Source organism: Pseudomonas sp. ATCC 13867 (assembly GCF_000349845.1).
Classification (GTDB): domain Bacteria; phylum Pseudomonadota; class Gammaproteobacteria; order Pseudomonadales; family Pseudomonadaceae; genus Pseudomonas.
The window spans coordinates 267,217-291,398 of the sequence record NC_020829.1; the positions used below are offsets into that span (position 1 = coordinate 267,217).

General features: G+C 65.1%; 24 protein-coding genes and 1 tRNA gene. 16 read left to right on the plus strand and 9 right to left on the minus strand.

What is annotated here, in order from left to right; genetic code table 11:
• Nucleotides 1-107: 107 nt before the first annotated feature.
• Nucleotides 108-1,043, minus strand: coding sequence for an AEC family transporter (locus tag H681_RS01185; protein ID WP_015475009.1), 936 nt, complete (start codon nucleotides 1,041-1,043; stop codon nucleotides 108-110).
• Between the two features lie 87 nt (nucleotides 1,044-1,130).
• Complete coding sequence (locus H681_RS01190) at nucleotides 1,131-1,811, minus strand: SDR family NAD(P)-dependent oxidoreductase (protein WP_015475010.1); 681 nt, start codon at nucleotides 1,809-1,811, stop codon at nucleotides 1,131-1,133.
• A gap of 237 nt (nucleotides 1,812-2,048) precedes the next feature.
• Between H681_RS01190 and H681_RS01195 the strand changes: the two genes are divergently transcribed.
• The gene (locus H681_RS01195; RefSeq protein ID WP_015475011.1) at nucleotides 2,049-2,786 is read left to right on the plus strand and encodes a metallophosphoesterase; all 738 of its coding nucleotides are present in this window, start codon (nucleotides 2,049-2,051) and stop codon (nucleotides 2,784-2,786) included.
• Nucleotides 2,787-2,801: 15 nt separating this feature from the next.
• Here H681_RS01195 and H681_RS01200 read toward each other — a convergent pair whose 3' ends face one another.
• Nucleotides 2,802-3,236 carry a CBS domain-containing protein gene (locus H681_RS01200; RefSeq protein ID WP_015475012.1) on the minus strand — a complete coding sequence of 145 codons (435 nt, stop codon included), beginning with the start codon at nucleotides 3,234-3,236 and terminating at the stop codon, nucleotides 2,802-2,804.
• A gap of 166 nt (nucleotides 3,237-3,402) precedes the next feature.
• Between H681_RS01200 and H681_RS01205 the strand changes: the two genes are divergently transcribed.
• Nucleotides 3,403-3,582 carry a hypothetical protein gene (locus H681_RS01205; protein ID WP_041711659.1) on the plus strand — a complete coding sequence of 60 codons (180 nt, stop codon included), beginning with the start codon at nucleotides 3,403-3,405 and terminating at the stop codon, nucleotides 3,580-3,582.
• A gap of 64 nt (nucleotides 3,583-3,646) precedes the next feature.
• Nucleotides 3,647-4,378 (plus strand): hypothetical protein, encoded by a 732-nt coding sequence (locus H681_RS01210; protein WP_015475013.1) that lies wholly within the window; start codon nucleotides 3,647-3,649, stop codon nucleotides 4,376-4,378.
• Nucleotides 4,379-4,422: 44 nt separating this feature from the next.
• Here the strand turns inward: H681_RS01210 and H681_RS01215 are convergent, their stop codons facing one another.
• Nucleotides 4,423-5,019, minus strand: coding sequence for a transglycosylase SLT domain-containing protein (locus H681_RS01215; protein ID WP_015475014.1), 597 nt, complete (start codon nucleotides 5,017-5,019; stop codon nucleotides 4,423-4,425).
• Nucleotides 5,020-5,389: 370 nt separating this feature from the next.
• Here H681_RS01215 and H681_RS01220 point away from each other — a divergent pair, with 370 nt between their 5' ends.
• Both H681_RS01220 and H681_RS01225 read left to right on the plus strand, forming a co-directional pair.
• Nucleotides 5,390-6,703 (plus strand): DNA methyltransferase, encoded by a 1,314-nt coding sequence (locus H681_RS01220; RefSeq protein WP_015475015.1) that lies wholly within the window; start codon nucleotides 5,390-5,392, stop codon nucleotides 6,701-6,703.
• Nucleotides 6,704-6,709: 6 nt separating this feature from the next.
• A complete protein-coding gene (locus H681_RS01225) occupies nucleotides 6,710-7,591 on the plus strand; it encodes a hypothetical protein (protein ID WP_015475016.1) in 882 nt (293 codons plus the stop codon).
• A gap of 284 nt (nucleotides 7,592-7,875) precedes the next feature.
• On the opposite strand, the gene H681_RS01230 is transcribed toward H681_RS01225, so the two are convergent.
• Nucleotides 7,876-7,952, minus strand: a tRNA-Arg gene (locus H681_RS01230).
• A 659-nt stretch (nucleotides 7,953-8,611) separates the two neighbouring features.
• Here H681_RS01230 and gabD point away from each other — a divergent pair.
• Together gabD and gabT are read left to right on the plus strand one after the other, a co-directional pair.
• The gene (gene gabD, locus H681_RS01235; protein WP_015475017.1) at nucleotides 8,612-10,063 is read left to right on the plus strand and encodes an NADP-dependent succinate-semialdehyde dehydrogenase; all 1,452 of its coding nucleotides are present in this window, start codon (nucleotides 8,612-8,614) and stop codon (nucleotides 10,061-10,063) included.
• Nucleotides 10,064-10,266: 203 nt separating this feature from the next.
• The gene (gene gabT / locus H681_RS01240) at nucleotides 10,267-11,547 is read left to right on the plus strand and encodes a 4-aminobutyrate--2-oxoglutarate transaminase (protein WP_015475018.1); all 1,281 of its coding nucleotides are present in this window, start codon (nucleotides 10,267-10,269) and stop codon (nucleotides 11,545-11,547) included.
• Between the two features lie 170 nt (nucleotides 11,548-11,717).
• Here the strand turns inward: gabT and argH are convergent, their stop codons facing one another.
• Nucleotides 11,718-13,112, minus strand: coding sequence for an argininosuccinate lyase (gene argH / locus H681_RS01245; protein WP_015475019.1), 1,395 nt, complete (start codon nucleotides 13,110-13,112; stop codon nucleotides 11,718-11,720).
• Nucleotides 13,113-13,337: 225 nt separating this feature from the next.
• Between argH and H681_RS01250 the strand changes: the two genes are divergently transcribed.
• The 6 genes from H681_RS01250 (at nucleotide 13,338) to H681_RS01275 (ending at nucleotide 19,334) form a co-directional block, all read left to right on the plus strand.
• Nucleotides 13,338-14,408 carry a sensor histidine kinase gene (locus tag H681_RS01250; protein WP_015475020.1) on the plus strand — a complete coding sequence of 357 codons (1,071 nt, stop codon included), beginning with the start codon at nucleotides 13,338-13,340 and terminating at the stop codon, nucleotides 14,406-14,408.
• A gap of 4 nt (nucleotides 14,409-14,412) precedes the next feature.
• Nucleotides 14,413-15,159: an alginate biosynthesis regulator AlgR gene (algR, locus tag H681_RS01255; protein ID WP_015475021.1), complete on the plus strand. Its 747-nt coding sequence runs from the start codon at nucleotides 14,413-14,415 to the stop codon at nucleotides 15,157-15,159.
• A 112-nt stretch (nucleotides 15,160-15,271) separates the two neighbouring features.
• Complete coding sequence (gene hemC / locus H681_RS01260) at nucleotides 15,272-16,213, plus strand: hydroxymethylbilane synthase (protein ID WP_015475022.1); 942 nt, start codon at nucleotides 15,272-15,274, stop codon at nucleotides 16,211-16,213.
• Nucleotides 16,210-16,980 carry a uroporphyrinogen-III synthase gene (locus tag H681_RS01265; protein WP_015475023.1) on the plus strand — a complete coding sequence of 257 codons (771 nt, stop codon included), beginning with the start codon at nucleotides 16,210-16,212 and terminating at the stop codon, nucleotides 16,978-16,980. Before hemC ends, H681_RS01265 begins: the two co-directional genes overlap by 4 nt.
• A 15-nt stretch (nucleotides 16,981-16,995) precedes the next feature.
• A complete protein-coding gene (locus H681_RS01270; protein WP_015475024.1) occupies nucleotides 16,996-18,105 on the plus strand; it encodes a uroporphyrinogen-III C-methyltransferase in 1,110 nt (369 codons plus the stop codon).
• Nucleotides 18,102-19,334, plus strand: a complete 1,233-nt coding sequence (locus H681_RS01275; protein ID WP_015475025.1) for a heme biosynthesis HemY N-terminal domain-containing protein — start codon at nucleotides 18,102-18,104, stop codon at nucleotides 19,332-19,334. Before H681_RS01270 ends, H681_RS01275 begins: the two co-directional genes overlap by 4 nt.
• Before the next feature lie 46 nt (nucleotides 19,335-19,380).
• Here H681_RS01275 and H681_RS01280 read toward each other — a convergent pair whose 3' ends face one another.
• Nucleotides 19,381-20,466 carry a PQQ-dependent sugar dehydrogenase gene (locus H681_RS01280; protein ID WP_015475026.1) on the minus strand — a complete coding sequence of 362 codons (1,086 nt, stop codon included), beginning with the start codon at nucleotides 20,464-20,466 and terminating at the stop codon, nucleotides 19,381-19,383.
• A gap of 114 nt (nucleotides 20,467-20,580) precedes the next feature.
• Here H681_RS01280 and H681_RS01285 point away from each other — a divergent pair, with 114 nt between their 5' ends.
• Together H681_RS01285 and H681_RS01290 are read left to right on the plus strand one after the other, a co-directional pair.
• Nucleotides 20,581-21,063: a disulfide bond formation protein B gene (locus H681_RS01285; protein WP_015475027.1), complete on the plus strand. Its 483-nt coding sequence runs from the start codon at nucleotides 20,581-20,583 to the stop codon at nucleotides 21,061-21,063.
• Nucleotides 21,064-21,318: 255 nt separating this feature from the next.
• Nucleotides 21,319-21,786: an Rsd/AlgQ family anti-sigma factor gene (locus tag H681_RS01290; RefSeq protein WP_015475028.1), complete on the plus strand. Its 468-nt coding sequence runs from the start codon at nucleotides 21,319-21,321 to the stop codon at nucleotides 21,784-21,786.
• A 58-nt stretch (nucleotides 21,787-21,844) separates the two neighbouring features.
• Here H681_RS01290 and H681_RS01295 read toward each other — a convergent pair whose 3' ends face one another.
• Nucleotides 21,845-22,495 carry an FKBP-type peptidyl-prolyl cis-trans isomerase gene (locus tag H681_RS01295; protein WP_015475029.1) on the minus strand — a complete coding sequence of 217 codons (651 nt, stop codon included), beginning with the start codon at nucleotides 22,493-22,495 and terminating at the stop codon, nucleotides 21,845-21,847.
• Nucleotides 22,496-22,622: 127 nt separating this feature from the next.
• On the opposite strand from H681_RS01295, the gene H681_RS01300 reads away from it, so the two are divergent.
• Nucleotides 22,623-23,699: an AlgP family protein gene (locus H681_RS01300; protein ID WP_015475030.1), complete on the plus strand. Its 1,077-nt coding sequence runs from the start codon at nucleotides 22,623-22,625 to the stop codon at nucleotides 23,697-23,699.
• A 3-nt stretch (nucleotides 23,700-23,702) separates the two neighbouring features.
• Here H681_RS01300 and H681_RS01305 read toward each other — a convergent pair whose 3' ends face one another.
• Complete coding sequence (locus H681_RS01305; protein ID WP_015475031.1) at nucleotides 23,703-24,167, minus strand: TIGR02444 family protein; 465 nt, start codon at nucleotides 24,165-24,167, stop codon at nucleotides 23,703-23,705.
• Nucleotides 24,168-24,182 lie beyond the last annotated feature (15 nt).

A 24,182-nucleotide genomic window follows, 5' to 3' on the forward strand; every position in this document is an offset into this window, starting at 1 on the left:
AGCGGGCCGCGATCCGTTGTGCTGTCGGAAGGGGCCTGCAGCGAACCCTCCGCAGGGGCGGGCTTCGTCCGCGATGCGTCCAGGCGGCTGCCGAGGTGGAGCACCCCTCAGCGCGCAATCCACAGCAGGCACAACGACAACGTCACCAGCGACCCCAGCGTCGACACCAGGATGCTGCGCGACACCACCGCCGCCTCGCGCCGGTAGTACTCGGCGAGCATGAACGGCCCGGTGCCGGTGGGCAGAGCGCTGAGCAGCAGCGCCGAATCCGCCCACAGCGGCGGCAGGTCGAACACCGTGTAGGCGAGGAACCCGGTGAGCAGCGGCTGGCCGACCAGCTTGATCGCCACCAGCGGCCAGGCGCCGACCCGTGGGCCTTGCGTTTCCTGCTTCTGCGCGAGGAACAGGCCGAGGGACACCAGCGCGCAGGGCGTGGTGGCGGCGGCGAGCATGTCGAGGAAATGCAGCAGCGGCATGGGCAGGCCGATGCCGCTCGCGGCCCAGAGCCCGCCGAGGATCGGCGACACCACCAGGGGGTTCTTGCCCAGCGCCTTGAGCACCACGGCGATGGCGCGGCCAATGTGCTTCTCGTTCTGCAGCCCGACCTCGATGCACACCACGGCGATGGCGAACAGCACGCAGACCACCAGCAGGGAGGCGATCAGCGCCGGTTCAAGGCCGTCCTGGCCGAACACCAGCAGGCACAGTGGAATCCCCATGTACCCGGTGTTGGCGTAGGACGCGCTGAGCCCGTCGATGCTCGCCGCCGGCAGCGCGCGGCCTTGCAGCAATCGCCAGGCGAGGGTGGCGAAGAACACCAGCAGGCAGCCGCCGGTGAAGGCGGCGAGGAAGCCCGGTTGCCAGATTTCCGCCCAGGTGGAGGTGGCGGTGACCTTGAACAGCAGCGCCGGCAGGCACAGCCAGACCACCAGCTTGTTGATCTCCGACGCCGCCTGCGGCCCGAGCCGGTTGGTGCGCCGGCACAGCCAGCCGACCAGGATCAGCGCGAAGATCGGCAGGACGACGGACAGGACGTGGAACATGGCGGCACAACCAGACAGCGAAACGGCTGGCGAGCATAGGGGGCGACGCCGTCGTCGTCCAATGCGACCCCGGTCGCAAGCGACGGCTCAGACGCGCCCGGTAACCGGGATGCAGGCGCCGGTGATCGCCGCCGCATTGTCCGAGGCGAGGAACAGCAGGGTTGCCGCCAACTGCTCCGGGCGCACCCAGCGGTCGAACTCGGCATCGGGCATGTCGGTGCGGTTCTGCGGGGTGTCGATGATGCTCGGCATCAGCGCGTTGACGGTGATGCGCGCGTCCTTGAGTTCCTCGGCCAGCGCCTCGGTCAGGCGCATCACCCCGGCCTTGGCGGCCGCGTAGGCGCCCATCCCCAGGGCCGCGCGGGTCGCGGCGGTGGCCGCGATGTTGAGAATGCGTCCGTGCCCGCGGGCCTTCAGGTGTGCCAGCGCGGCCTGGCTGGAGACCACGGCGGTGCGCAGGTTGATGCGGTACATCAGGTCCCAGGTGTCGACGTCACCATCGGCCAGGGTTTCCCAGTGGAAGCCACCGGCCACGTTGATCAGCGCATCGAGCCCGCCGAAGTGTTCGGCGGCCTGGTCGATGGCGGTGCGGGCGGCGGCGCTGTCGGTCAGGTCGACGCTGCCCAGGGACAGCGCCCCGGCCTGTGGATAACGCGGACTGACGGCCCGGTCGAGCAGCGCGACCTGCCAGCCGGCAGCGGCGAAGGCCTGGCCGACCACGCTGCCCAGGTAGCCGAAACCACCGGTGATGGCGACGATCTTGTTCATGGCGTGCAACCTCTAGGCGTTGGAAAGGTGGCACTTATAGGGTTAGCACGCCGGGGGAGAAAGGTCGCCGACGCCAGATGCAGGGACGGATCGGGACGGGGCAGGGGGCTGCCTCGCACCGGCGCTTTCATGAGGCCGTTACAGCGGCGACGGCAGGTCATCCGGCTTTCGTCGAAAGGCCTCGGGAACGCCATATGGCACTGGTAAGCTGGAAGCCTGTGAGACCTGGAGCAGGTGATGAATACCCTCTTGCCGGAACGCCCCCTGCAACGCTTCGCGCGCAACCTGCGCGGACGCGATTTCGTGGTGGGGGATGTGCACGGCCATTTCGAACTGCTCGAACGCCTGCTGGAACGGGTGGCGTTCGACACCGCCGCCGACCGCCTGTTCGCCGCCGGCGACCTGGTGGACCGGGGCCCTTATTCGCCGCGTGTGCTGGAGTGGCTGGGGCATCCCTGGTTCGCCTCGGTGCGCGGCAACCATGAGCAACTGGTGATCGACTCGGTGCTGGCCGGCGACGACCGCGACCTGCACTTCCGCAACGGCGGCGCCTGGCTCTACGCGTTGCCGCAGGACGAGCGCGAGCACATCGCCCGGCGCCTGCAGCACCTGCCGCTGGCCATCGAGGTGGATATCGGGGAGAGTCGCCGCGTGGGCATCGTCCACGCCGAAGCGCCGATCTCGTCAGCCTTCCCGGACTGGGACAGCGGCATGGCGGCCTTGGCGGGGGAGTTGGGCAACGCCGCCCGGCGTAACGCGGCGGCACTGGCAATGTGGGCGCGCACCCGCATCGAGGGCGAGGATGATACGCGGGTGCCCGGCCTTGAGCGCCTGTATGTCGGCCACACGGCGCAGGCCCGCGTGCGTCGGCTGGGCAACACGCACTACATCGACACCGGCAGCGGCTACGCCGATGGCACCCTGAGCCTGGTGGACCTGCACAGCGGGGCGGTGGAGACGGCGGTCGCGCACTGAGCGGCCGCCGTCCGCTTACTCGCCGCGGATGTATTGCTCCAGTTGCCGGATCAGATCGGCCTGCTCGGCGATGGCCGCCTTCACCAGGTCGCCGATCGACAGCAGGCCCAGCAGCTCGCCGTTCTCCACCACCGGCAGGTGGCGCAGGTGGCGTTCGGTCATGATGCTCATGCACGTGTCGATGTTCAGGTGGGAGTCCACGGTGATCACCGGCGCGGTCATCACCGCACGGACCGACGTGTCCTCCGAGTTGCGCCCCTTGAGCGCCAGGCGCCGGGCATAGTCGCGTTCGCTGAAGAAGCCGACCACCTGGTTGCCCTCCACCACCGGCAAGCCGCCGAGGTTCTTGTCTGCCATCAGGCGCAACGCATCGATCACCATCGCGTCCGGGCCGATGGTGTAAACCTGCTGGTCCGCCTTGGCGTTCAACAGCTGAGCCACATTCTTCATTCCTGACCCCTTTCGTCGTCTCACGGCGCGATGCCCGAGGTTCATAGAGAATCGTGGACAGATGCCGATCCGGCAAGGCCGGAAAGCGGCGCCGGCGCCTTCGAAAACGTCATGCTTCGCCAGCGCGGCTTATACTGACCTTCCATTTCTGCCTTGCTGATCGGCCATGACTGACGACGACCGCGACCTTCCCGAGCCCGAGCACGACCACCTGCTCGATCTCGACGACGACCTCGACAGCCTGCTGGAAGCGGACTCGGCGCATTTCGACGATCCTCTGGACGACGAGGAGCCGGAGGAGTACCAGTCGGGTCTGGACGATGGGGACGACTGGCTGGAGGACTGATTCCAGACGGATTCTCTGCGTCATGAAGTGCTGGCAGAATGCCCGGACACCAAGAGGGATCACCATGCGCTACTTCCCCATCGTCCTGAGCCTCGCCTTGCTGGGCGGCTGTTCCTCCTCCGTTCGTACCGACGAACGCGGCGCTCCCATTTCCCTGTACCGCGATACCCGGCACAACCTGGTGGTGAACTTCCAGCCCGACGCCCAGGTGGCCGCCAGCCCGCGCTGGAACGCGCTCATGACCGGTTGGCGGGAAGCGCTGCGCGAGGAAGCGGATTCGGCGGACTATCAGTTTTCGGTGCAGGACGGCGAGCCACGCGCCACGGAAACCCTGTCCACCCTGGTGGTGATCGAGGTCGGCAGCGGCCACAGCGCCAACAACCGCCCGCGTACCGACGAGGGCGAATGGGTCACCTCCACCGTGCGCTACCACGACGGCCTGACCGGCCAGTTGCTCGCGTCGCGCCGCTACGACAGCGAAGCGGAGGCAAGCGGCGACCTGTTTGCCTCGATGGGGCCGTCGCAGCTTGACGCGATATCCGAGCAGATCGTCGAGGAGGTCGCCGGCGCCCTGCTGGTCGCCCGGCCTTCCCGCCCGCTACCGTCGCCGGCCACGCCCGGTTCGCCAGTGACGCCACCGCGGAGCGTGCCCGCGCCCGCCGCGCCGACCGCGGTGGAAACCGTCGCCCACGCGTCTCCCTCGCGAAGCCAGGAGCAGCAGCTCTTCGAACTGCAGCAGCGCAACCTGCCGTACGAGGAATATCGAGACGAGTACCGCAGGATCATGGGGCGCTGACGGCAACGTCGCGCAGCCCCGCCCGGTAGCTCGAACCTTCGGGACTACCAGAACCAGCCGTCGTCCGACAGCTCCTGTTCGCAACTCTTGTACTGGGCGCTGTACAGCGAGGCGCGCGCCTGGACCTTCTGCGACACGTTCTTCAGCCAGGGCTTGGCGTCGTAACTGTGCTGGCGATAACCGCCCCAACCTTCGTGGTAGTTCAGGTACTGGGCGTAGGCGTCCCACTTGGAAACGCGGTTGACGTTGTAGGTTTTCTGCATGTACCAGCCCATGAAGTCCAGCGCGTCGGCGAAGTCGTCACGGTCGGCGCCCCAGCTTCCCGCTTCCTTCTTGTAGTCCGCCCACGTCTCGTCCTTGGCCTGGGCGTAGCCGTAGGCGGAACTGACCCGGCCCCAGGGGATGAAGCCCAGGAAGTAGTAGCGGGGCGGCAAGGCGTCGTGGTGGAAGGAGGACTCCTGGTACATCATGGCCATCGGCACCTGGATCGGCGCCCCCCAGCGCTTCTGCATCTTCAGCGCCGCGTCGTGCCATTTCGGTTTTTCGCGAAAGATCTCGCAGAGGTTTTCGGGGTTCGCCGGAGGCTTGGTGGCGCACCCGGCAAGGGCCAGGAGCAGGGCTGGCAACGAGAGCCGAAGCATTGGCGGTTCATCCTTTTCGCGCGCGATGGCGCAAGGCTTATACAGCCTTTGCTGGCGAAGATGAATCGTATGACGTCGACGGCAATCCCGACACCAGGATCCGTCAGTTGCCAGGAGTGCACCGCGGGAAGTGCAAGGCTGCACCACCGGAACGAAGAAGGCCCGCGGCGAGCGGGTCTTTTCATGTCCGTGAGCGTCGATCGATGTGGCGACGATGGACGGGGTTTCGGCAAGTTTTGCCGGTTGATAAGTCCGTGTTTTCAGCCGGCACAGGGCAGTGCGGGCGGCGGCGCGTTTCATCGCCATCCTGCTGGCGCGGCTGTCAATGGTAGCGGTGGCTTGATAAAGTAACTGCCGCAGAGGAGCACAGATGAACATTCAGCAGCACGAACTTTTTCTTGAGCCGACTTCGGAACAGAGCCACGTAAAAAAGAATACTCGCTCGGCCCGCTCGGGCACATTTACAGACAATATGAAGTTGCCAGTGCATCGCTGGTTCAGATATTCGGCCGGCTTTTCTGCTGAATGGGCCGAGCAGGTTATAAAAGAATATTCCCCTGCTGCGGTTCTTGATCCTTTTGCAGGTTCCGGAACAACTCTACTGGCGGCCGAGGCTGCCGGTGCGAAGGCATACGGGTTCGAAAGCCACCCTTTCGTGGCCCGGATCGCCGAGGCGAAGATTCACTGGGATCATGACCCACGGCGCCTTCTTGAATGTGCCGATAGAATTCTGATGGCGTCGGTGAATGCCCGGCCGGTTCCAGAAGGCGATATTCCGGAACTCATGAAAAAGTGTTATTCCCCGGAAGTCATGCAGAAGTTGTATGCGCTGCAACAGGCATACTTTATCTGCTCATCAGATTTCGATGTTGAAGTATCAAGACTTCTCTGGCTGGCTATTACGGCAATATTGCGTCCTTGCAGTCATGTGGGTACCGCGCAATGGCAGTATGTACTTCCCAACAAGACGAAGGCCAAGACGCTCGAGCCGTTCTTTGCATTTACGCAAAAGGTTCGGGAGATGGCGGCGGATATGGCCGAACTCTCTCGGAAGGCCGTCCGCAGCGATTCGATTGTGTTCCAGCACGACTCTCGCCGAGAGCAGGAACTGATCGAGCCGAACAGCATAGACCTCGTCGTCACCTCGCCGCCGTACCCGAACAACTACGACTATGCGGATGCCACGCGCCTTGAAATGACCTTCTGGAACGAGGTCAAGTCCTGGGGCGATCTGCAGGTGGTTGTCCGGCAGCACATCATCCGCTCCTGCTCGCAGCATTCGACTGCCGAGCGGCTGAAGCTGGACGAGTTGCTTGGCGATGCGTCCGTCGATGCCATTCGCACGGAGCTGTCCGCGGTGTGCAATGAGCTGGCCGAGGTTCGCCTCACCAAAGGCGGCAAGAAGGCCTATCACACGATGGTAGCGGCGTACTTCTACGACCTTTCCAGGGTCCTCCAGGGGCTGCGCAAGGTGTGCAAGCCGGGAAGCACCATGTGCTTCGTGGTGGGCGACTCAGCCCCTTACGGGGTGTATGTCCCGGCTGATGTCTGGCTGGGAGAGCTCGCGCGCGCCGCTGGATTCGAGTCCTACTCCTTCGAGAAGCTCAGGGATAGAAACGTAAAGTGGAAAAACAGGAAGCATCAGGTGCCCTTGCATGAAGGGCGCCTGTGGATTAGGGGATAGAGGATAGTGGCAAACTCACCTGCGCATCGTTTTGGCCAGATCATTGGTGACCTGCTGGAGGAAATCATCGCTCCGCAACTTCAGGAGTTCTGCAATAGCCGAGGGTATTACCTCGACAAGAAAGGCAGCAGAGGCAAGGCCAGGAAAGGGAAGAAGGTTTCCTGGTTCGACAAGTATGGCAACAGCCATGACCTGGACTTCGTCATCGAAAAGAATGGTACCGATGATGAAGTCGGGCGTCCCCTGGCCTTCATCGAAGCGGCATGGCGCAGGTACACCAAGCATTCCCGCAACAAGGCCCAGGAAATCCAGGGCGCAGTACTACCCATCGCCGAAAAGTATTCCTGGGACAAGCCTTTCCTCGGTGCGGTGCTGGGTGGAGTTTTCACCTCGAATTCGATCAACCAGATGGAGTCTTCTGGTTTCGATGTCGTGCTGTTCCCCTATGCGAGCGTCGTGGCGGCCTTTGCCTGCGTCGGAATCGATGCAGAGTTCGACGAGGACACTCCAGACGCGGTATTCCAGGCCGCGATCGAGCGATACGAGGCACTCGATGCCGCCGGCCGTTCAGCGCTGGAGCGTGACCTGGTAGAGCGCAACCAGAAGCTTATCGACGAGTTCTTCCATAACCTCGCGGCAACACTGGACCGACAGATCGACAACATTGTCATTGTCCCGCTGCATGGAAGCTCCAATGAGTTCGAGGAGCTCTCCGGTGCGATCTCGTTTGTTCAGCAGTACCAGGAGCAATCGACGCAGGGTGGCCCGTTCAGGGAGTATGAGGTAATCGTCAAGTACTCCAACGGCGACAAGATCGAGGCGCTGTTCAAGGATAAGGCGCGAACTGTCGCTTTCCTTCGCTATGTGAGCGAAGGAGTAGGTATCTAGTCGGAAGGCTGCGCTGGCGGTCGTTTCGCATCGGCGCTCATCGCGGCAAAAAGAAAGCGCCCAGGCTGGCCAGGATTGTGTCCGTCAGTGGACAGCTCTTGATCTCGCTCCGTTTCATCCTTGTACGCCGCGGGTTCGAATTTTCTTCAGGCGTACAAGCCGGCATACATGACGAGCCATGCTGGGGATGGACCGGGATAGACCGCCAGAAACAAGAAAGCCCGCACGGGGCGGGCTTTTCAGGGTGTTCCGTAGACTGTTGGAGACAGCCCGAAACAGGTAGATGGCGCATCCGGCGGGATTCGAACCCACGACCCCTGCCTTCGGAGGGCAGTACTCTATCCAGCTGAGCTACGGATGCGTATGCCGCGCCTGGCGCGGCAGGCGGCAATCATACGCATCTCGGGCTTGGGCGTCCAATAACAGTACGCTCGTTCATGATATCGAACGAAAAGCGCCGCCTGTCGGTAGAAAAATGCCGAAAAGGCTCTGCTGCCGGATACCTTCGTTGGTTTTGTCGAACAAGCTCTTGCCCTTTGCAGTCGAGGGCCCTAGGATTCGTTTGAGATTTCAAACGCCTCCCCATCACAACAACAGGAGACCGGAGAATTGGCATCACACCAGCCGGCCAACAGCCTGCGGGATGACATTCTTCCGTTGTGCCAACCGCTTGTCTTCACTGACAGCAGGTCCCTGTGCGGCTTCCGTCGATCAGCGTACCGGAAGGTTGTAGGGCAGACGTCTTCTTGGATTCAATCCAGGAATCCGTGCGTGAGCGAACTGGACCAGACCGGGCAATGACCCCGGTCTGTGTTTTTTCGTGTCCGCGTGCCGAGCGAACTAAGAGCCGTTCGCCTGGCGTCGCCCCTTGCTGTGGCGACCTTCGCCCCTGGCACCGACATGGGTCGGTCGGGGTGAATGAACGGTAGGGACTGCGGTCTCTCCATTCCAGACAACAAGACAGGTGGGGACTCGAGGTCGACCCGCCGTCCACAGGCTTTCCTCGAAAGGAGACAGGTCATGCAACTCAATGATGCCAAGCTGTTCCGTCAACAGGCTTACATCGACGGTTCCTGGGTCGACGCCGACAACGGCCAGACCATCAACGTGAACAACCCGGCCACCAACGAGATCATCGGCACCGTGCCGAAGATGGGTGCCGACGAGACCCGTCGTGCCATCGAAGCCGCCGACAAGGCCCTGCCGGCCTGGCGTGCGCTGACCGCTAAAGAGCGCGCCAACAAGCTGCGCAAATGGTTCGACCTGATGATCGCCAACCAGGACGACCTGGCTCGCCTGATGACCATCGAGCAGGGCAAGCCGCTGGCCGAAGCCAAGGGCGAGATCGCCTACGCCGCCTCCTTCCTCGAGTGGTTCGGCGAAGAAGCCAAGCGCATTTACGGCGATACCATTCCGGGCCACCAGCCCGACAAGCGCATCATCGTGATCAAGCAGCCGATCGGCGTGACCGCGGCCATCACCCCGTGGAACTTCCCGTCCGCGATGATCACCCGCAAAGCCGGCCCGGCCCTGGCCGCCGGCTGCACCATGGTGCTCAAGCCCGCCTCGCAGACACCGTACTCCGCTCTGGCGCTGGCCGAGTTGGCCGAGCGCGCCGGTATCCCGAAGGGCGTGTTCAGCGTCGTCACCGGCAGCGCCGGCGAAGTCGGCGGTGAGCTGACCAGCAACCCGATCGTGCGCAAGCTGACCTTCACCGGCTCCACCGAGATCGGTCGCCAACTGATGGCCGAATGTGCCAAGGACATCAAGAAAGTGTCCCTGGAACTGGGAGGCAACGCTCCGTTCATCGTGTTCGACGATGCCGACCTGGACGCCGCCGTCGAAGGCGCGCTGATCTCCAAGTACCGCAACAACGGCCAGACCTGCGTCTGCGCCAACCGCCTGTACGTACAGGACGGCGTGTACGACGCCTTCGTCGAGAAGCTGAAGGTCGCCGTGGCCAAGCTGAACATCGGCAACGGCCTGGAGCAGGGCATCACCACCGGCCCGCTGATCGATTCCAAGGCGGTTGCCAAGGTCGAAGAGCACATTGCCGACGCCGTCTCCAAGGGCGCCAAGGTCCTTGCCGGCGGCAAGCCGCACGCCCTGGGTGGCACCTTCTTCGAGCCGACCATCCTGGTCGACGTACCGAAGAACGCCCTGGTGTCCAAGGACGAGACCTTCGGTCCGCTGGCGCCGGTGTTCCGCTTCAAGGACGAGGCCGAAGTCATCGCCATGTCCAACGACACCGAGTTCGGCCTGGCTTCCTACTTCTACGCCCGTGACCTGGCCCGCGTGTTCCGCGTGGCCGAGCAGCTGGAGTACGGCATGGTGGGCATCAACACCGGCCTGATCTCCAACGAAGTGTCGCCGTTCGGTGGTATCAAGGCTTCGGGCCTGGGCCGCGAAGGTTCGAAGTACGGTATCGAGGATTACCTCGAGATCAAGTACCTCTGCCTCGGCGGTATCTGATCCGTTTTTTCCGTGGGCGCGCGGGTGGCAGGCAAGAGCTGACAGCCACCTTCGCGCCGGCGTTTTCCGGTGGTAGCACCGGACAACCCGTCTGGCGGGCCGCAAGTTCCACGGCAGTCGATCATCGTATGCTGTCGTGTGAGGCTTCTCCCCCGCTTTCATCCTTTGATCCGGTCGCCCGATGAGCGGCCACTGAGGAAGCTATGAGCAAAACCAACGAATCCCTGCTGCAACGTCGTCAGGCCGCCGTACCGCGCGGTGTAGGCCAGATCCACCCGGTCGTCGCCGAGCGCGCCGAGAACTCCACCGTGTGGGACGTCGAAGGTCGCGAGTACATCGACTTCGCCGGCGGCATCGCCGTACTGAACACCGGCCACCTGCACCCGAAAGTGGTTGCCGCCGTTCAGGAGCAACTGACCAAGCTGACCCACACCTGCTTCCAGGTGCTGGCGTACGAGCCCTACATCGAACTGGCCGAAGAGATCGCCAAGCGCGTTCCGGGCAACTTCCCGAAGAAGACCCTGCTGGTCACCTCCGGCTCCGAAGCCGTTGAAAACGCCGTCAAGATCGCCCGTGCCGCCACTGGCCGCGCTGGCGTGATCGCCTTCACCGGCGCCTACCACGGCCGTACCATGATGACCCTGGGCCTCACCGGCAAGGTCGTTCCGTACTCCGCTGGCATGGGCCTGATGCCGGGCGGCATCTTCCGCGCTCTGGCTCCGTGCGAACTGCACGGCGTGAGCGAAGACGAGTCGATCGCCAGCATCGAGCGCATCTTCAAGAACGACGCCCAGCCGCGCGACATCGCTGCCATCATCATCGAGCCGGTTCAGGGCGAAGGTGGCTTCTACGTCAACTCCAAGTCCTTCATGCAGCGCCTGCGCGCCCTGTGCGACGAGCATGGCATCCTGCTGATCGCTGACGAAGTACAGACCGGCGCTGGCCGTACCGGCACCTTCTTCGCCACCGAGCAACTGGGCATCGTTCCGGACCTGACCACCTTCGCCAAGTCCGTTGGCGGCGGTTTCCCGATCTCCGGCGTTTCCGGCAAGGCCGAAATCATGGACGCCATCGCTCCCGGCGGCCTGGGCGGCACCTACGCCGGTAGCCCGATCGCCTGCGCCGCGGCCCTGGCCGTGCTGAAAGTGTTCGACGAAGAGAAGCTGCTGGAGCGTTCGCAAGCCGTTGGCGAGCGCCTGAAGGCTGGTCTGCGCGACATCCAGGCCAAGCACAAGGTGATCGGCGACGTTCGTGGCCTGGGTTCGATGGTTGCCATCGAGCTGTTCGAAGGCGGCGACCACAACAAGCCGGCTGCCGAACTGGTCAGCAAGATCGTGGTTCGCGCCCGTGAGAAAGGTCTGATCCTGCTCTCCTGCGGCACCTACTACAACGTGATCCGCTTCCTGATGCCGGTAACCATCCCTGACGCGCAGCTGGAAAAAGGCCTGGCCATCCTGGCCGAGTGCTTCGACGAACTGGCCTGAGCCTTATCGCTCTAACGGTTCAAAAGAAGGCCCGCGCAAGCGGGCCTTTTCTTTTCCGGGCTTTTGCCTCGCGGTGGATTCCTTTCTTTGTGCAGGGGAGGGCAGGTTTCCGGGCATGAAAAACGCCGCTGCCCTTGCGGGGAGCGGCGTTTCTCAGGGTGGCGGGCGCCTCAGCGCTTGGCCAGCAGTTCCTGGCCGCGAGCGACGGCGGCGCGGACCTGATTCGGCGCGGTGCCGCCGATGTGGTCGCGGGCGTTCACCGAGCCTTCCAGGGTCAGCACGGCGAACACGTCGTCGTCGATCTGGTCGCTGAACTGACGCAGCTCGTCCAGGCTCATCTCGGCCAGGTCCTTGCCGCTGTCTACGCCGTACTTCACGGCGTGGCCGACGATCTCGTGGCAGTCACGGAACGGCAGGCCACGGCGCACCAGGTAGTCGGCGAGGTCGGTGGCGGTGGAGAAGCCGCGGCGGGCCGCTTCGCGCATGATCTCGCGCTTGGGCTTGATCGCCGGAACCATGTCGGCGAAGGCGCGCAGGCTGTCGCGCAGGGTGTCGGCGGCGTCGAACAGCGGTTCCTTGTCTTCCTGGTTGTCCTTGTTGTAGGCCAGCGGCTGGCCCTTCATCAGGGTCAGCAGGCCGGCGAGGTGGCCGAACACGCGGCCGGACTTGCCACGCACCAGCTCCGGTACGTCCGGGTTCTTCTTCTGCGGCATGATCGAGGAGCCGGTGCAGAAGCGGTCGGGCAGGTCGATGAACTGGAACTGGGCGCTGGTCCAGAGCACCAGCTCTTCGGAGAAGCGCGACAGGTGCATCATCGCCACGGCGGCGGCGGCGCAGAATTCGATGGCGAAATCGCGGTCGGACACGCCATCCAGCGAGTTGCCGGAGATCGCTTCGAATCCCAGCAGTTCACAGGTGATGGTCCGGTCGATCGGGTAGGTGGTGCCGGCCAGCGCGGCGCTGCCCAGGGGCATGCGGTTGGCGCGCTTGCGGCAGTCCACCAGACGCTCGTAGTCGCGGCTGAGCATTTCGAACCAGGCCAGCAGGTGGTGGCCGAAGGTCACCGGTTGCGCGGTCTGCAGGTGGGTGAAGCCGGGCATGATGGTATCGGCTTCGGCCTCCGCCAGGCCCAGCAGGCCCTGTTGCAGGCGGGTGATCTCTTTGATGATCAGGTCGATCTCGTCGCGCAGCCAGAGGCGGATGTCGGTGGCGACCTGGTCGTTGCGCGAACGGCCGGTGTGCAGCTTCTTGCCGGTAATGCCGATGCGGTCGGTCAGGCGCGCCTCGATGTTCATGTGCACGTCTTCCAGGTCGACGCGCCAGTCGAAGGTGCCGGCCTCGATCTCGCTCTGGATCTGCGCAAGGCCCCCGATGATGGTGTCGCGCTCGGCGTCGCTCAGCACGCCGACCTTGGCCAGCATGGTGGCGTGGGCGATGGAGCCCATGATGTCGTGGCGATAGAGGCGCTTGTCGAAGTCGACGGAAGCGGTGAAGCGGGCGACAAAGGCATCGACGGGCTCGCTGAAACGGCCGCCCCAGGACTGGTTGGTCTTCTCTACGCTCATGGATCTCTCTCGCTGAAACGGGCAGGCGCGGCGCGCGGCCTGCATGAAGGGCAAAGTGCGACGATAATAGCAGGCTGAAGGACAAAACCGGCGGCGCTTTGGCGGTTGGGGGAGCGGCGATGAATCGCAGCGCGGCTCCGGCCGATCCTTGCGCTGCCCGACATTTCCAGGCTCTGGTCGCACGCCGCGCTTGCCGCCGTGCGGACGCTTACGGAAACTGCGTCGATGCCCATACTCGCGAAGACCGGCGTCCGGCCGGCACCCGAAGACGATTTCTTCATTCCCGAACTGTGCGAGCCCGAAGCGCTGTTCAGCCTGGTGGTGCTGGCCGAGATGCTGGTGCTGGTGATCGTGCTGGCCGAACCGATGACGCCGAATTTCAACTGGGTGCGTCTGTCGCTGATCTCGCTCTTCGTGCAGTGGAACGTGCTGCTCTCGGCCGGCCTGCTGTGCCGCTTGCGGCCGCTGCTGGCGCGCCGTCCCGCCTGGCTTGCCGGGGTGCTCAGCTGTGCGCTGGTGGTGGCGTTGACGCTCGCCTGCACGGCGGCGGCCGACTACCTGTCCCTGGGCGGGCCGATGTCGCGCACCGGCGAGGTGAATCTTTACCTGCGCCATGCATTGATCGCCCTCATCATGTCCACCCTGTTGCTACGCTACTTTTATCTCCTGAGCCAATGGCGGCGTCAGGAACAGGCCGAGTTGCGGGCGCGGATCGAATCGCTGCAGGCGCGTATCCGTCCGCATTTCCTGTTCAACAGTCTCAACAGCATCGCCAGTCTGATCGAGCTCGACCCGGGCAAGGCCGAGCAGGCGGTGCTGAATCTGTCGGACCTGTTCCGCGCCAGCCTGGCCAATCCCGGAACATTAATTTCCTGGGGGGAGGAACTCGAGTTGGCCAGACGCTATCTTTCCATTGAGCAGTTTCGTCTTGGCGCTCGGTTGCAGATGGACTGGCAGGTGCATGGCGTGCCCGATGGCGTGCCGATCCCGCAGTTGACGCTGCAGCCTTTGCTGGAGAACTCGTTGATTTATGGCATCCAGCCGCGCATCGAAGGCGGGCTGGTGAAAGTTGAGGCGGACTACCGTGACGGTGTGTTTCAGCTCTGCGTGAGCAACCCGTACGACGAGTCGACGCAGACGTTGCCCACGAAGGGGACCAAGCAGGCGCTGCAAAATATTGCGGCGAGACTTGCGGCACTTTTCGGGCCAAAAGCTAGTCTCAGCGTCGAGCGCCGTGACGGACGGCACTACACCTGTCTACGCTATCCATGTGCGCGTCTCATGCAGGAAGCCTGAGCTTATGAATGTCCTGATCGTCGATGACGAACCCCTGGCGCGAGAGCGCCTGGCCCGGCTGGTAGGGCAACTGGACGGCTATCGCGTCCTCGAACCCTCCGCCAGCAATGGTGAAGAAGCGCTGACGCTGATCGACAGCCTGAAGCCGGATATCGTCCTGCTGGATATCCGCATGCCCGGCCTGGACGGGCTTCAGGTGGCGGCCAAGCTGTGCGAGCGCGAAACCCCACCGGCGGTGATCTTCTGCACCGCCCATGACGAATTCGCCCTGGAGGCCTTCCAGGTCAGCGCGGTCGGCTACCTGGTCAAGCCGGTCCGCAGCGAGGACCTGGCCGAAGCCTTGAAGAAGGCCTCGCGGCCCAACCGCGTGCAACTGGCGGCGTTGACCAAGCCGCCGGCAGCCGGCGGTCCCGGCCCGCGCAGCCACATCAGCGCGCGGACCCGCAAAGGCATCGAGCTGATCCCGTTGGAAGACGTGATCTTCTTCATCGCCGACCACAAGTACGTGACCCTGCGCCACGCTGGCGGCGAAGTGCTGCTGGACGAGCCGCTGAAGGCGCTGGAAGACGAGTTCGGTGATCGCTTCGTGCGTATCCACCGCAACGCGCTGGTTTCCCGCGAGCGCATCGAGCGCTTGCAGCGTACGCCGCTGGGGCACTTCCAGCTGTACCTCAAGGGGCTCAACGGCGATGCACTGACCGTCAGCCGCCGGCATGTCGCTGGCGTACGGCGACTCATGCATAACCTGTAGCGACACAGTGCCGCATTCCGCGTGAAGCCTGGGTCCTGCACCCAGGCTTCTGCGCGCGCGAGCTGTTATGATGCGGGTCGTCTCATGCACGCTCTATTGCACGGAAATGCCCATGTCCTCTCGCGAAATCCGTATCGCCACGCGCCAGAGTGCGCTGGCCCTGTGGCAGGCCGAATACGTCAAGGCCCGCCTGGAACAGGCCCATCCCGGCCTGCTCGTTACTCTTCTGCCGATGACCAGTCGCGGCGACAAGCTGCTCGACGCACCGTTGGCGAAGATTGGCGGCAAGGGCCTGTTCGTCAAGGAGCTGGAGACCGCACTGCTGGAGAACGAGGCGGACATCGCCGTGCACTCCATGAAGGACGTGCCGATGGACTTCCCCCGGGGCCTTGGCCTGTACTGCATCTGCGAGCGCGAAGACCCGCGCGATGCCTTCGTTTCCAATACCTACGCCAGCCTCGATGAGCTGCCCGCCGGCAGCGTGGTCGGCACGTCCAGCCTGCGCCGCCAGGCGCAGCTGCTGGCGAGCCGTCCGGATCTGCAGATCCGCTTCCTGCGTGGCAACGTCAACACCCGGCTGGCCAAGCTGGATGCCGGCGACTACGACGCCATCATCCTTGCCGCCGCCGGCCTGATCCGCCTCGGTTTCGAGGATCGCATCCGCTCCTCCATCAGTGTCGAAGCCAGCCTGCCGGCTGGCGGCCAAGGCGCGGTGGGCATCGAGTGCCGTACTGCCGACGCCGAAATCCATGCGCTGCTGGAACCGCTGCATCACGCGCAAACCGCCGTGCGTGTCACCGCCGAGCGTGCCCTGAACAAGCGCCTCAACGGTGGCTGCCAGGTGCCCATCGCCTGCTACGCCATTCTCGAGGGCGATCAGTTGTGGCTGCGCGGTCTGGTCGGCCAGCCCGATGGTTCCCAGTTGCTGCGTGCCGAGGCGCGTGCGCCGCAGGCCGACGCGGAAGCGCTCGGCGTGAAGGTGGCCGAGGACCTGCTGGAACAGGGCGCCCAGGAAATCCTCACGGCGGTGTACGGCGAGGCCGATCACCCGTGAGCCGCTGGCGGCTGCTGCTGACCCGTCCCGAGGATGAGTGCGCGGCGCTGGCCGCGAGCCTCGCCGAGGTAGGGATCCACAGCGCCGGCTTGCCGTTGCTGGCGATCGTTGCGCGGGAAGAGTCGCCGGCCGAACGCAGCCTGATCCTTGACCTGGACCGCTACTGCGCGGTTATCGTGGTCAGCAAGCCGGCGGCGCGCCTTGGCCTTGAGCGGCTGGATCGCTACTGGCCACAGCCGCCGTCGAACCAGGGCTGGTTCACCGTGGGCGCGGCGACCGCGGCTATTCTCGAGGACTACGGCCTGGCAGTGCATTACCCCGTGGATGGCGACGACAGCGAAGCCCTGTTGAAGCTGCCGGCGTTGGCGCAGGCGCTGCAGGTGCATGATCCGAAGGTGCTGATCCTGCGTGGCGAAGGTGGCCGAGAATTTCTCGCCGATTGCCTGCGCGGCCAAGGCGTGGCGGTCGACTATCTGGAACTCTACCGCCGCGAGTTGCCGGCCTATCCCTCGGGGGAACTGCTGAGGCGGGTCCGCGAGGAACATCTGAACGCGGTGGCGATCAGCAGCGGGCAGGGGTTGGAGCACCTGCATCGTCTGGCGGCGCAGGACTGGCCGCAGGTGAGTGCGCTGCCGCTGTTCGTGCCCAGTCCGCGTGTGGCCGAGCAGGCCCGCGGGCTGGGCGCGCAGCGAGTGATCGATTGTCGGGGCGCCAGCGCTGCGGCACTGATGGAGGCGCTGAGAAGCGCTGACGAGAACAATTTCTGAGCGAAGGATGGATCTGTGAGCGAAGCCGTCACTCCCCAAGAGACTCCCACTCCGACCAATCCGGCCACGGAGCCTGCGCCGCGCAAAGGCGGCGCGGGCATTGCCCTGCTGGCCTTGCTGGTCGGCGCTGCCGGCCTCGCCGCGGGCGGCTGGGGTATCTGGCAAGTCCAGCAACTGAAGGGCGCCGAGCAGCAGCGCAGCGCCCAGTTGGAGGACGCCCGCGGGCAGGCGCAGAGCGTGCAGAATAGCAACCTCGAACTGAACAAGCGCCTGGACGCCCTGCCGACCGCCGATGAGCTGGAGGCCCGCCGCCGCCTGGTGGTGGAATTGCAGGGCGACCAGCAGCAGTTGTCCAAGCAGCTCAAGCAGGTGCTGGGCCAGAGCCGCCAGCAGTGGCGCCTGGCCGAAGCCGAACACCTGCTGCGCCTGGCCGCGCTGCGCCTGTCCGCGCTACAGGACATCGACAGCGCGACCGAGCTGGTGCAGGGCGCCGACGATATCCTGCGCGTGCAGAACGATCCGGGTGCCTTCGCTGCCCGCGCGCAACTGGCCAAGAGCCTGGAGGCGCTGCGCAGCCTGCCGCGTCCGGACCGCACCGGACTGTTCCTGCAGTTGGGCGCCCTGCGTGATCAGGCCGCGCAGTTGCAGCCGCTCAACCCGGCCTTCAAGGCCGACGAGAACGGCACCGCCGCCGCCACCGCCTGGGGTGACGGCAGCAGTACCTGGGACCTGTGGTGGGAGCGCATCTCCCACTACGTCCGCATCGACTTCAACGCCGGCCAGGACATCCGCCCGTTGCTCTCCGGCCAGCAGCTCGACCGTGTGCGCCTGGCCCTCAGCCTGGCGCTGGAGCAGGCCCAGTGGGCGGCCCTGAACGGCAAGCAGGATGTCTACCAGCAGGCGCTGAAACAGGCCCGGCAGATCGTGGGCGACTTCTTCAACGCCGACCTCGCCGACAGTCGCGCCCTGGCGACGCGTCTCGACGAGTTGAGCGGCCAGGCCGTCACCGTGCAGATGCCGGACCTCAGCCCCGCCCTCAGCTCGCTGCAGGCCTACCTCGCACGCCGCGACGCCGATGCCGCCCAGCAGGAAGCCGTCGCGCCTGACGCGGGGACCCAGCCATGAGCCGCGTCTATGTGCTGATCCTGGCCGTCGTGCTGGCCGCCACCCTGATCGGGCTGGCCGTCGCCGAGCAGTCGGGCTACGTGCTGATTGCCTACAAGAGCTTCCGTTACGAATCCAGCCTGTGGACGTTCCTCGCTCTGCTGGTGGTGCTCTGGGTCCTGTACCTGGGCGTGCGGCTGGTGCTGCGTCTGCTGGGCGTTTCCGGGCGGGTGGTCAATCCCTGGTCGCGCTTCAACCGCCGCCGTCGTTCGCAACTGGCCGAGGAGAACGGTCAGCGCGACCTCGCCGAAGGGCACTGGCAGCAGGCCCTGCGTCACCTGCGGCGTGCCGCGGAGCTGAGCGACCGTCCGCTGCCGCACTACCTGGGCGCTGCCCGCGCTGCCAACGAGTTGGGCAGGACCGAAGAATGCGACGAGCTCCTCGAACGTGCCCAGCAGCGCGAACCAGGGGTCGAGCTGGCCGTGGGCCTGACCCGCGCTCAGTTGCTGATCAACCGCAGTGACTTCGCCCAGGCGCGCGCCGTGCTGGACAAGCTGCACCAGGATCATCCGCGTCACCCCACGGTGCTGCGCCTGCTCCAGCAGCTCTACGTCAGCCTGCACGACTGGCAGGCGCTGTGCGTGCTGCTGCCCGAGCTGCGTAAGGAGCGTGTGCTGCAGAACGCCGAACTGGCCGATCTGGAGCGTCGTGCCTGGATGGCGGCACTGGAGGAGGCCGGCGAGCAGGGCATCGGCCAGGGCGAGAGCAGCCTGCAGCCGCTCACCCAGCGCTGGCAGAACGTGCCGAGCAATCTGCGCGCGCAGCCGCTGCTGGTCGCCGCCTACGCCGAGCAGCTTTTGCGCCTGGGTGCGCCGGAAGAGGCCGAGGAAGTCCTGCGCAAGGCGCTCAAGGAGGGCTACGACAGCCGCCTGGTGCATCTGTATGGCCGCGCCCGTGGCCGTGAGGGCGCACAGCAGCTCAAGACCGCCGAAGGCTGGCTGAAGCAGCAGGGTGACGACCCCGAATTGCTGCTGGCCCTGGGTCGCCTGAGCCTGCAGAACAAACTCTGGGGCAAGGCGCGCGAGTACCTGGAAGCCAGCCTTGCGCGCCAGCGCAGCGCGGAAGCCTGTGCCGAACTGGCGCGCCTGCTGGCGCAACTGGGCGAGGTGGAGCGCAGCAACCAGCTGTTCCAGGAAGGCCTGGGCCTGCTGGCGCCGCCGGTCTCGCAACCTGTGGCGGTGCGGGCCTGATCCCGCTGCATGAGAAAACGGCGCCCACGGGCGCCGTTTTCGTTTCTCAGGGTTTGCCGTAGCGGATGCGGTAGATCGCGCCGTTCTGGTCGTCGCTCACCAGGAGCGCGCCGTCGGGCGCCACCAGCACGTCGACCGGCCGGCCGCGTACCTGGCCGTTCGCGTCCAGCCAGCCTTCGGCGAACACGCTCTGGCGCTTGAGTGAGCCGTCCTCGTTCAGTTCGACACGGGCCACGCGGTAGCCGATCTTCTGCGTGCGATTCCACGAGCCGTGTTCGGCGATGAACAGGTTGTCGCGGTACTCCGGTGGGAACTGCTCGCCCGTGTAGAAACGCAGCCCCAGCGCCGCGACGTGAGGGCCGAGCCTGGCCACCGGTGGGGTGAAGGCGGAGCAGGGTGTCTTGCCTTCCTCGGGGTCGGCGATGTCGCCCTGGTGGCAATCGGGATAGCCGAAATCCTCGCCGGCGCGGCTGACCCTGTTCAGTTCGTCGTCGGGCTGGTTATCGCCGAGCAGGTCGCGGCCGTTGTCGGTGAACCAGAGTTGGCGTGTCTGCGGATGCCAGGTGAAACCGACGGTGTTGCGAATGCCGTGGGCGACTACTTCGCGGGCGCTGCCATCGGTGTTCAGGCGTTGCAGGTTGGCGTACTTCTCGCGGTCCGGGCGGCAGATATTGCACGGCGCGCCCACCGGCACGTAGAGCTTGCCGTCCGGCCCGAAGGCGATGAACCTCCAGCCGTGCGCCGTCTCGGACGGGAAGCGGACAGGCAGTTCCTCGGGCGGCGGCGGTGCGTCGAGGCGCTTCTCGATCCCGCGCAACACCAGGATGCGACTGACGGCCGAGACATACAGGTCGCCTTCGTGGAAGGCAACGCCCACGGGCATCTGCAGGTTCTCCGCCACCACCGAGACGCGGCCGTCCGGGCGTACCGCATAGACCTTGCCGGCGCTCATGCTGCCGACGAACAGGGTGCCCGCAGCGCCCCAGGTCATGGCGCGCGCGCCCGGAACCTGGTTGGTGAGCAGGCTGATGTGGAAGCCCTTCGGTAGCCGGATGTAGTCCAGGGCGCTGTCCGAACAGGCCGGAAGGCTGACCAGGCACAAGAGCACGAAGAGCGGCAGTGGACGACGCATGGCATGGATTCCCGGATGAGTGCCACCGGCAGTTTAGACAGCCGCCTTGAAACAGCGTCGGACTTTCCTCTACCGTAGCGCCCTTCCTGCAACAGCCCATTCAGCGGAGCCGCCATGAACCTGGCCAGCCGTCGTTCCCTGTTCTTCCTCGCCTTCATCGCCTGCGCCGTCATGCTCGGCGCCGGCTTCTACCTGCAGTACGTGATCGGGTTGGAGCCCTGCCCGCTGTGCATCCTGCAGCGCATCTTCTTCGCCGGCGCCGGACTCTTCGCGCTGATCGCCGGGCTGCATGGCCGCGGCCCCCGCGTATATTCGGTACTGATCCTGCTCTGCTCGCTGGCTGGCGCCGGCACCGCGGGCCGCCAGATCTGGCTGCAGACCCTGCCGCCGGACCAGTTGCCTGCCTGCCTGCCGCCGCTGGAATACATGATGGAGAGCATGCCCTACGCCGACATCCTGTGGACCATGTTCCACGGATCGGCCGACTGCGCGGAAGTCACCTGGACCCTGTTCAGCCTGAGCATCCCGGAGTGGAGCCTGCTCGCCTTCATCGCCTTCTCGCTGTTCGCCATCTTCCAGTTCTTCCGCCGCGGCTGAGCGTCGCATCCCTTCCGGCTCTGACCTGCGCGCTCTGGCGCAGGCCAGAGAGGCCGCGGCCTGCCGATTAAACGCTCGTATGAATTTTCCGCGCGCCTTTGTCTTGAAGGCGGAATCGGGCGGGCATACTCTGGATTCCCATTCCGCCGGAAAGCCGCCACCGAAGAAAAACCAGTTACGCGGATGCCGAGGTTCGACAGAATATTGTCCCGGGGCGGACATTGCCGGGACGGCGACAAGGGAAGTGAGGACAACATGCTCGAGAGCTGCCGTAATGCCCAGGAACGTTGGGGAGGCGTACACCAGCTGATCGACCGCTGGCTGCGGGATCGACATGAGTTGGTCCGGGCATTCGATTCCCTGGACGGTGTCCAGGCGCCGAAGACCAACGCCGAGCCCCTGCAGAGCTTTTGCCAGCTCCTGCTCGACTACGTGTCGGCGGGCCATTTCGAAGTCTACGAACAGTTGATGAACGAAGCGCAGGCCTTCGGGGATACCCGAGGGCTGGAACTGGCCAAGCAGATCTATCCCCGCCTCGAAACCATCACCGCCAATGCGCTCAACTTCAATGATCGCTGCGACAACGGCGACTGCCGCGAAGGCACCTGCCTGAGCAGCGAGTTGAAGAGTCTGCGCCAGCAACTGCACGAACGCTTCGAACTGGAAGATTGCCTGATCGAGGTGTTGCACAACGCCCACGAACAGAAAGTTGCCACGGTCTGATCGACGCACCGGGTGGGGAAGCGGCGCGAGCGCGTGAAGCGGTCGCGCCGTTTTCGTTTCAGCGACTCTCCAGCAACTCGATCTCGAACACCAGCGGCGCGTATGCGGGAATCAGGTCGCCCGCTCCTTCGGCGCCATACGCCTGCGCCGATGGCACCACCACCCTCCAGCGCGCGCCCATCGGCATTGCTTGCAGTGCGATGCGCCAACCGGGAATGACCGTATCGAGACGGAACCATTGCGGCGAGGCGCTGGCATCGAACGGGCTACCGTCCGCCAGGTTGCCGATGTAGTTCACCCGTACCTCGCGCAACTGCGGATTGCCATTGCCGCGTCCGCCTTTCAACTCACTGATCAGTACGCCGCCCGGCAATTCGCGAACACCGTAGCGCGCCTTTTCGTTGACCAGAAAACGCCTCTCCGCAGCTCGCGCGGCGTCGGCGGATTGTGCCTGTGCCGAGGTGCCTTCTTGCTGCTGATCATGGACGCCGAGCACCTGCTTCATGCGCGCCTCCGGCAGTGCCAGCGGCTCGCCGCGATAGCTCTGGCGCAGGCCTTCCAGCAGGTCGTCGATGGCGATGCCAGGGGCCTCCTGATGCAGCCGTTCACCCAGTTGCACACCCAGGGCGTAGGCCAGTTCGTCCCTGGGTGGCGCGGCGCTGGCCAGCAGTGGCGTGATCAGCACGCAGAGCGGAGCAAGACGAAGCATGGGTTCTCTCGACTGTGAAAACGGCTGGAGATTATGCCGGGCGCGGGCTCCAGCTCAATCAGGACAGTGGCGAGCGGCTTCCGACGGGGCTAGTATGGGCGCAACCACGTCCGCCAGGAGGCACGTCATGTCGGCCAACAAGAAACCTGTCACTACCCCTTTGCACCTGTTGCAGCAGTTGTCCCACAGCCTGATCGATCACCTTGAAGGCGCCTGCAAGCAGGCTCTCGTCGACGCCGAAAAACTGCTCGCCAAGCTCGAGAAGCAACGCGGCAAGGCACAGGAAAAACTGCACAAGGCGCGCACCAAGCTGCAGGACGCCACCAAAGAGGGTAAGGCCAAGGCTCAGGCCAAGGCGAAGTCCGCCATCGCCGAACTGGACGAGGTGCTGGATACGCTGAAGACCCGCCAGACCGAAACCCGCGCCTACATCGCCAACCTCAAGCGCGATGTGCAGGAGAGTCTGAAGCTCGCCCAGGGCGTGACCAAGGTGAAGGAAGCTGCTGGCAAGTCCCTGGCCAATCGCAAGCCGGCCGCCGCCGTGAAGCCGGTTGCTAAACCGGTTGCCAAGGTTGCGGCGAAGCCTGCCGCCAAGCCGGCTGCCAGGGCTGCTGCGAAGCCTGCCGCCAAGCCGGTTGCCAGGGCTGCTGCGAAGCCTGCCGCCAAGCCAGTTGCCAAAACTGCCGCTGCGAAGCCTGCCGCCAAGCCGGTTGCCAGGGCTGCTGCGAAGCCTGCCGCCAAGCCAGTTGCCAAAACTGCCGCTGCGAAGCCCGCCGCCAAGCCGGCTGCCAAGGCTGCCGCTGCGAAGCCGGCCGCCAAGCCGGCTGCCAAGGCTGCTGCTGCGAAGCCCGCCGCCAAGCCGGCTGCCAAGGCTGCCGCTGCGAAGCCCGCCGCCAAGCCGGTTGCCAAGACTGCTGCTGCGAAGCCCGCCGCCAAGCCGGCTGCCAAGGCTGTTGCTGCGAAGCCCGCCGCCAAGCCGGCTGCCAAGGCCGCTGCTGCGAAGCCCGCCGCCAAGCCGGCTGCCAAGCCTGCCGCTGCGAAACCCGCCGCCAAACCGGCCGCTGCGAAACCCGTTGCAGCCAAGCCAGCCGCTCCGGTGGCGCCCGCTGCTCCGGCTGCTCAGCCGAGCGCTCCGGCCCCGGCTGCCAGTGCCACTCCGGCGCCGGCCGTTCCGGCCAGCGGTACCTCCTCCAGCGCCTCCTAAGGCTCAGGAGAGGCTCGCCGCGATGCGCAGGATTTCCCGCGCATCGCGGCGCAAGCTGCCCGCGTCACCCGACGCGGCGTCCAGCCAGCGCGCCAGATCCTCCGCTTCACCCCGTGGCCAATCCTTCGCCACGCTTTCCAGCCTCTCCAGCAACACCTTTTCAGCCTCCAGCTCGAGCCGTTTGAGTCGTTCCCGCAGCGACGTCAGCTCCGCATCGCGCACCGCCGATTCACGCCAGCGCTGACGCAACGAACGCAGCGGCACTATCACGTCTTCGCGCCAGCCCTGCGCGGTGCTTTCCAGCGTACTCATCCGGGGTGGCGAGAAGGCCACGCGGATGCTTCCCAGCCAGGCCGAAACGAGCAGCAGGCAAACGTCCGCACCGGCCTCCTGCAGCGACAGGCAGGCCGCCTCAACTCCTTCGCGGGCGTAGAGTTTCAGGGCATACGGCCAGACATCATCAGACATAGAGCACCCACAGCG

Coding starts and splice junctions, on each gene's coding strand:
- H681_RS01285 (WP_015475027.1), top strand. CDS start 20,581: ATGAACCTGGCCAGCCGTCGTTCCCTGTTCTTCCTCGCCTTCATCGCC.
- hemC (WP_015475022.1), top strand. CDS start 15,272: ATGTCCTCTCGCGAAATCCGTATCGCCACGCGCCAGAGTGCGCTGGCC.
- H681_RS01305 (WP_015475031.1), bottom strand. CDS start 24,167: ATGTCTGATGATGTCTGGCCGTATGCCCTGAAACTCTACGCCCGCGAA.
- argH (WP_015475019.1), bottom strand. CDS start 13,112: ATGAGCGTAGAGAAGACCAACCAGTCCTGGGGCGGCCGTTTCAGCGAG.
- H681_RS01290 (WP_015475028.1), top strand. CDS start 21,319: ATGCTCGAGAGCTGCCGTAATGCCCAGGAACGTTGGGGAGGCGTACAC.
- H681_RS01300 (WP_015475030.1), top strand. CDS start 22,623: ATGTCGGCCAACAAGAAACCTGTCACTACCCCTTTGCACCTGTTGCAG.
- H681_RS01190 (WP_015475010.1), bottom strand. CDS start 1,811: ATGAACAAGATCGTCGCCATCACCGGTGGTTTCGGCTACCTGGGCAGC.
- gabD (WP_015475017.1), top strand. CDS start 8,612: ATGCAACTCAATGATGCCAAGCTGTTCCGTCAACAGGCTTACATCGAC.
- H681_RS01205 (WP_041711659.1), top strand. CDS start 3,403: ATGACTGACGACGACCGCGACCTTCCCGAGCCCGAGCACGACCACCTG.
- H681_RS01280 (WP_015475026.1), bottom strand. CDS start 20,466: ATGCGTCGTCCACTGCCGCTCTTCGTGCTCTTGTGCCTGGTCAGCCTT.
- H681_RS01215 (WP_015475014.1), bottom strand. CDS start 5,019: ATGCTTCGGCTCTCGTTGCCAGCCCTGCTCCTGGCCCTTGCCGGGTGC.
- gabT (WP_015475018.1), top strand. CDS start 10,267: ATGAGCAAAACCAACGAATCCCTGCTGCAACGTCGTCAGGCCGCCGTA.
- H681_RS01200 (WP_015475012.1), bottom strand. CDS start 3,236: ATGAAGAATGTGGCTCAGCTGTTGAACGCCAAGGCGGACCAGCAGGTT.
- H681_RS01275 (WP_015475025.1), top strand. CDS start 18,102: ATGAGCCGCGTCTATGTGCTGATCCTGGCCGTCGTGCTGGCCGCCACC.
- H681_RS01185 (WP_015475009.1), bottom strand. CDS start 1,043: ATGTTCCACGTCCTGTCCGTCGTCCTGCCGATCTTCGCGCTGATCCTG.
- H681_RS01195 (WP_015475011.1), top strand. CDS start 2,049: ATGAATACCCTCTTGCCGGAACGCCCCCTGCAACGCTTCGCGCGCAAC.
- algR (WP_015475021.1), top strand. CDS start 14,413: ATGAATGTCCTGATCGTCGATGACGAACCCCTGGCGCGAGAGCGCCTG.
- H681_RS01295 (WP_015475029.1), bottom strand. CDS start 22,495: ATGCTTCGTCTTGCTCCGCTCTGCGTGCTGATCACGCCACTGCTGGCC.
- H681_RS01220 (WP_015475015.1), top strand. CDS start 5,390: ATGAACATTCAGCAGCACGAACTTTTTCTTGAGCCGACTTCGGAACAG.
- H681_RS01250 (WP_015475020.1), top strand. CDS start 13,338: ATGCCCATACTCGCGAAGACCGGCGTCCGGCCGGCACCCGAAGACGAT.
- H681_RS01210 (WP_015475013.1), top strand. CDS start 3,647: ATGCGCTACTTCCCCATCGTCCTGAGCCTCGCCTTGCTGGGCGGCTGT.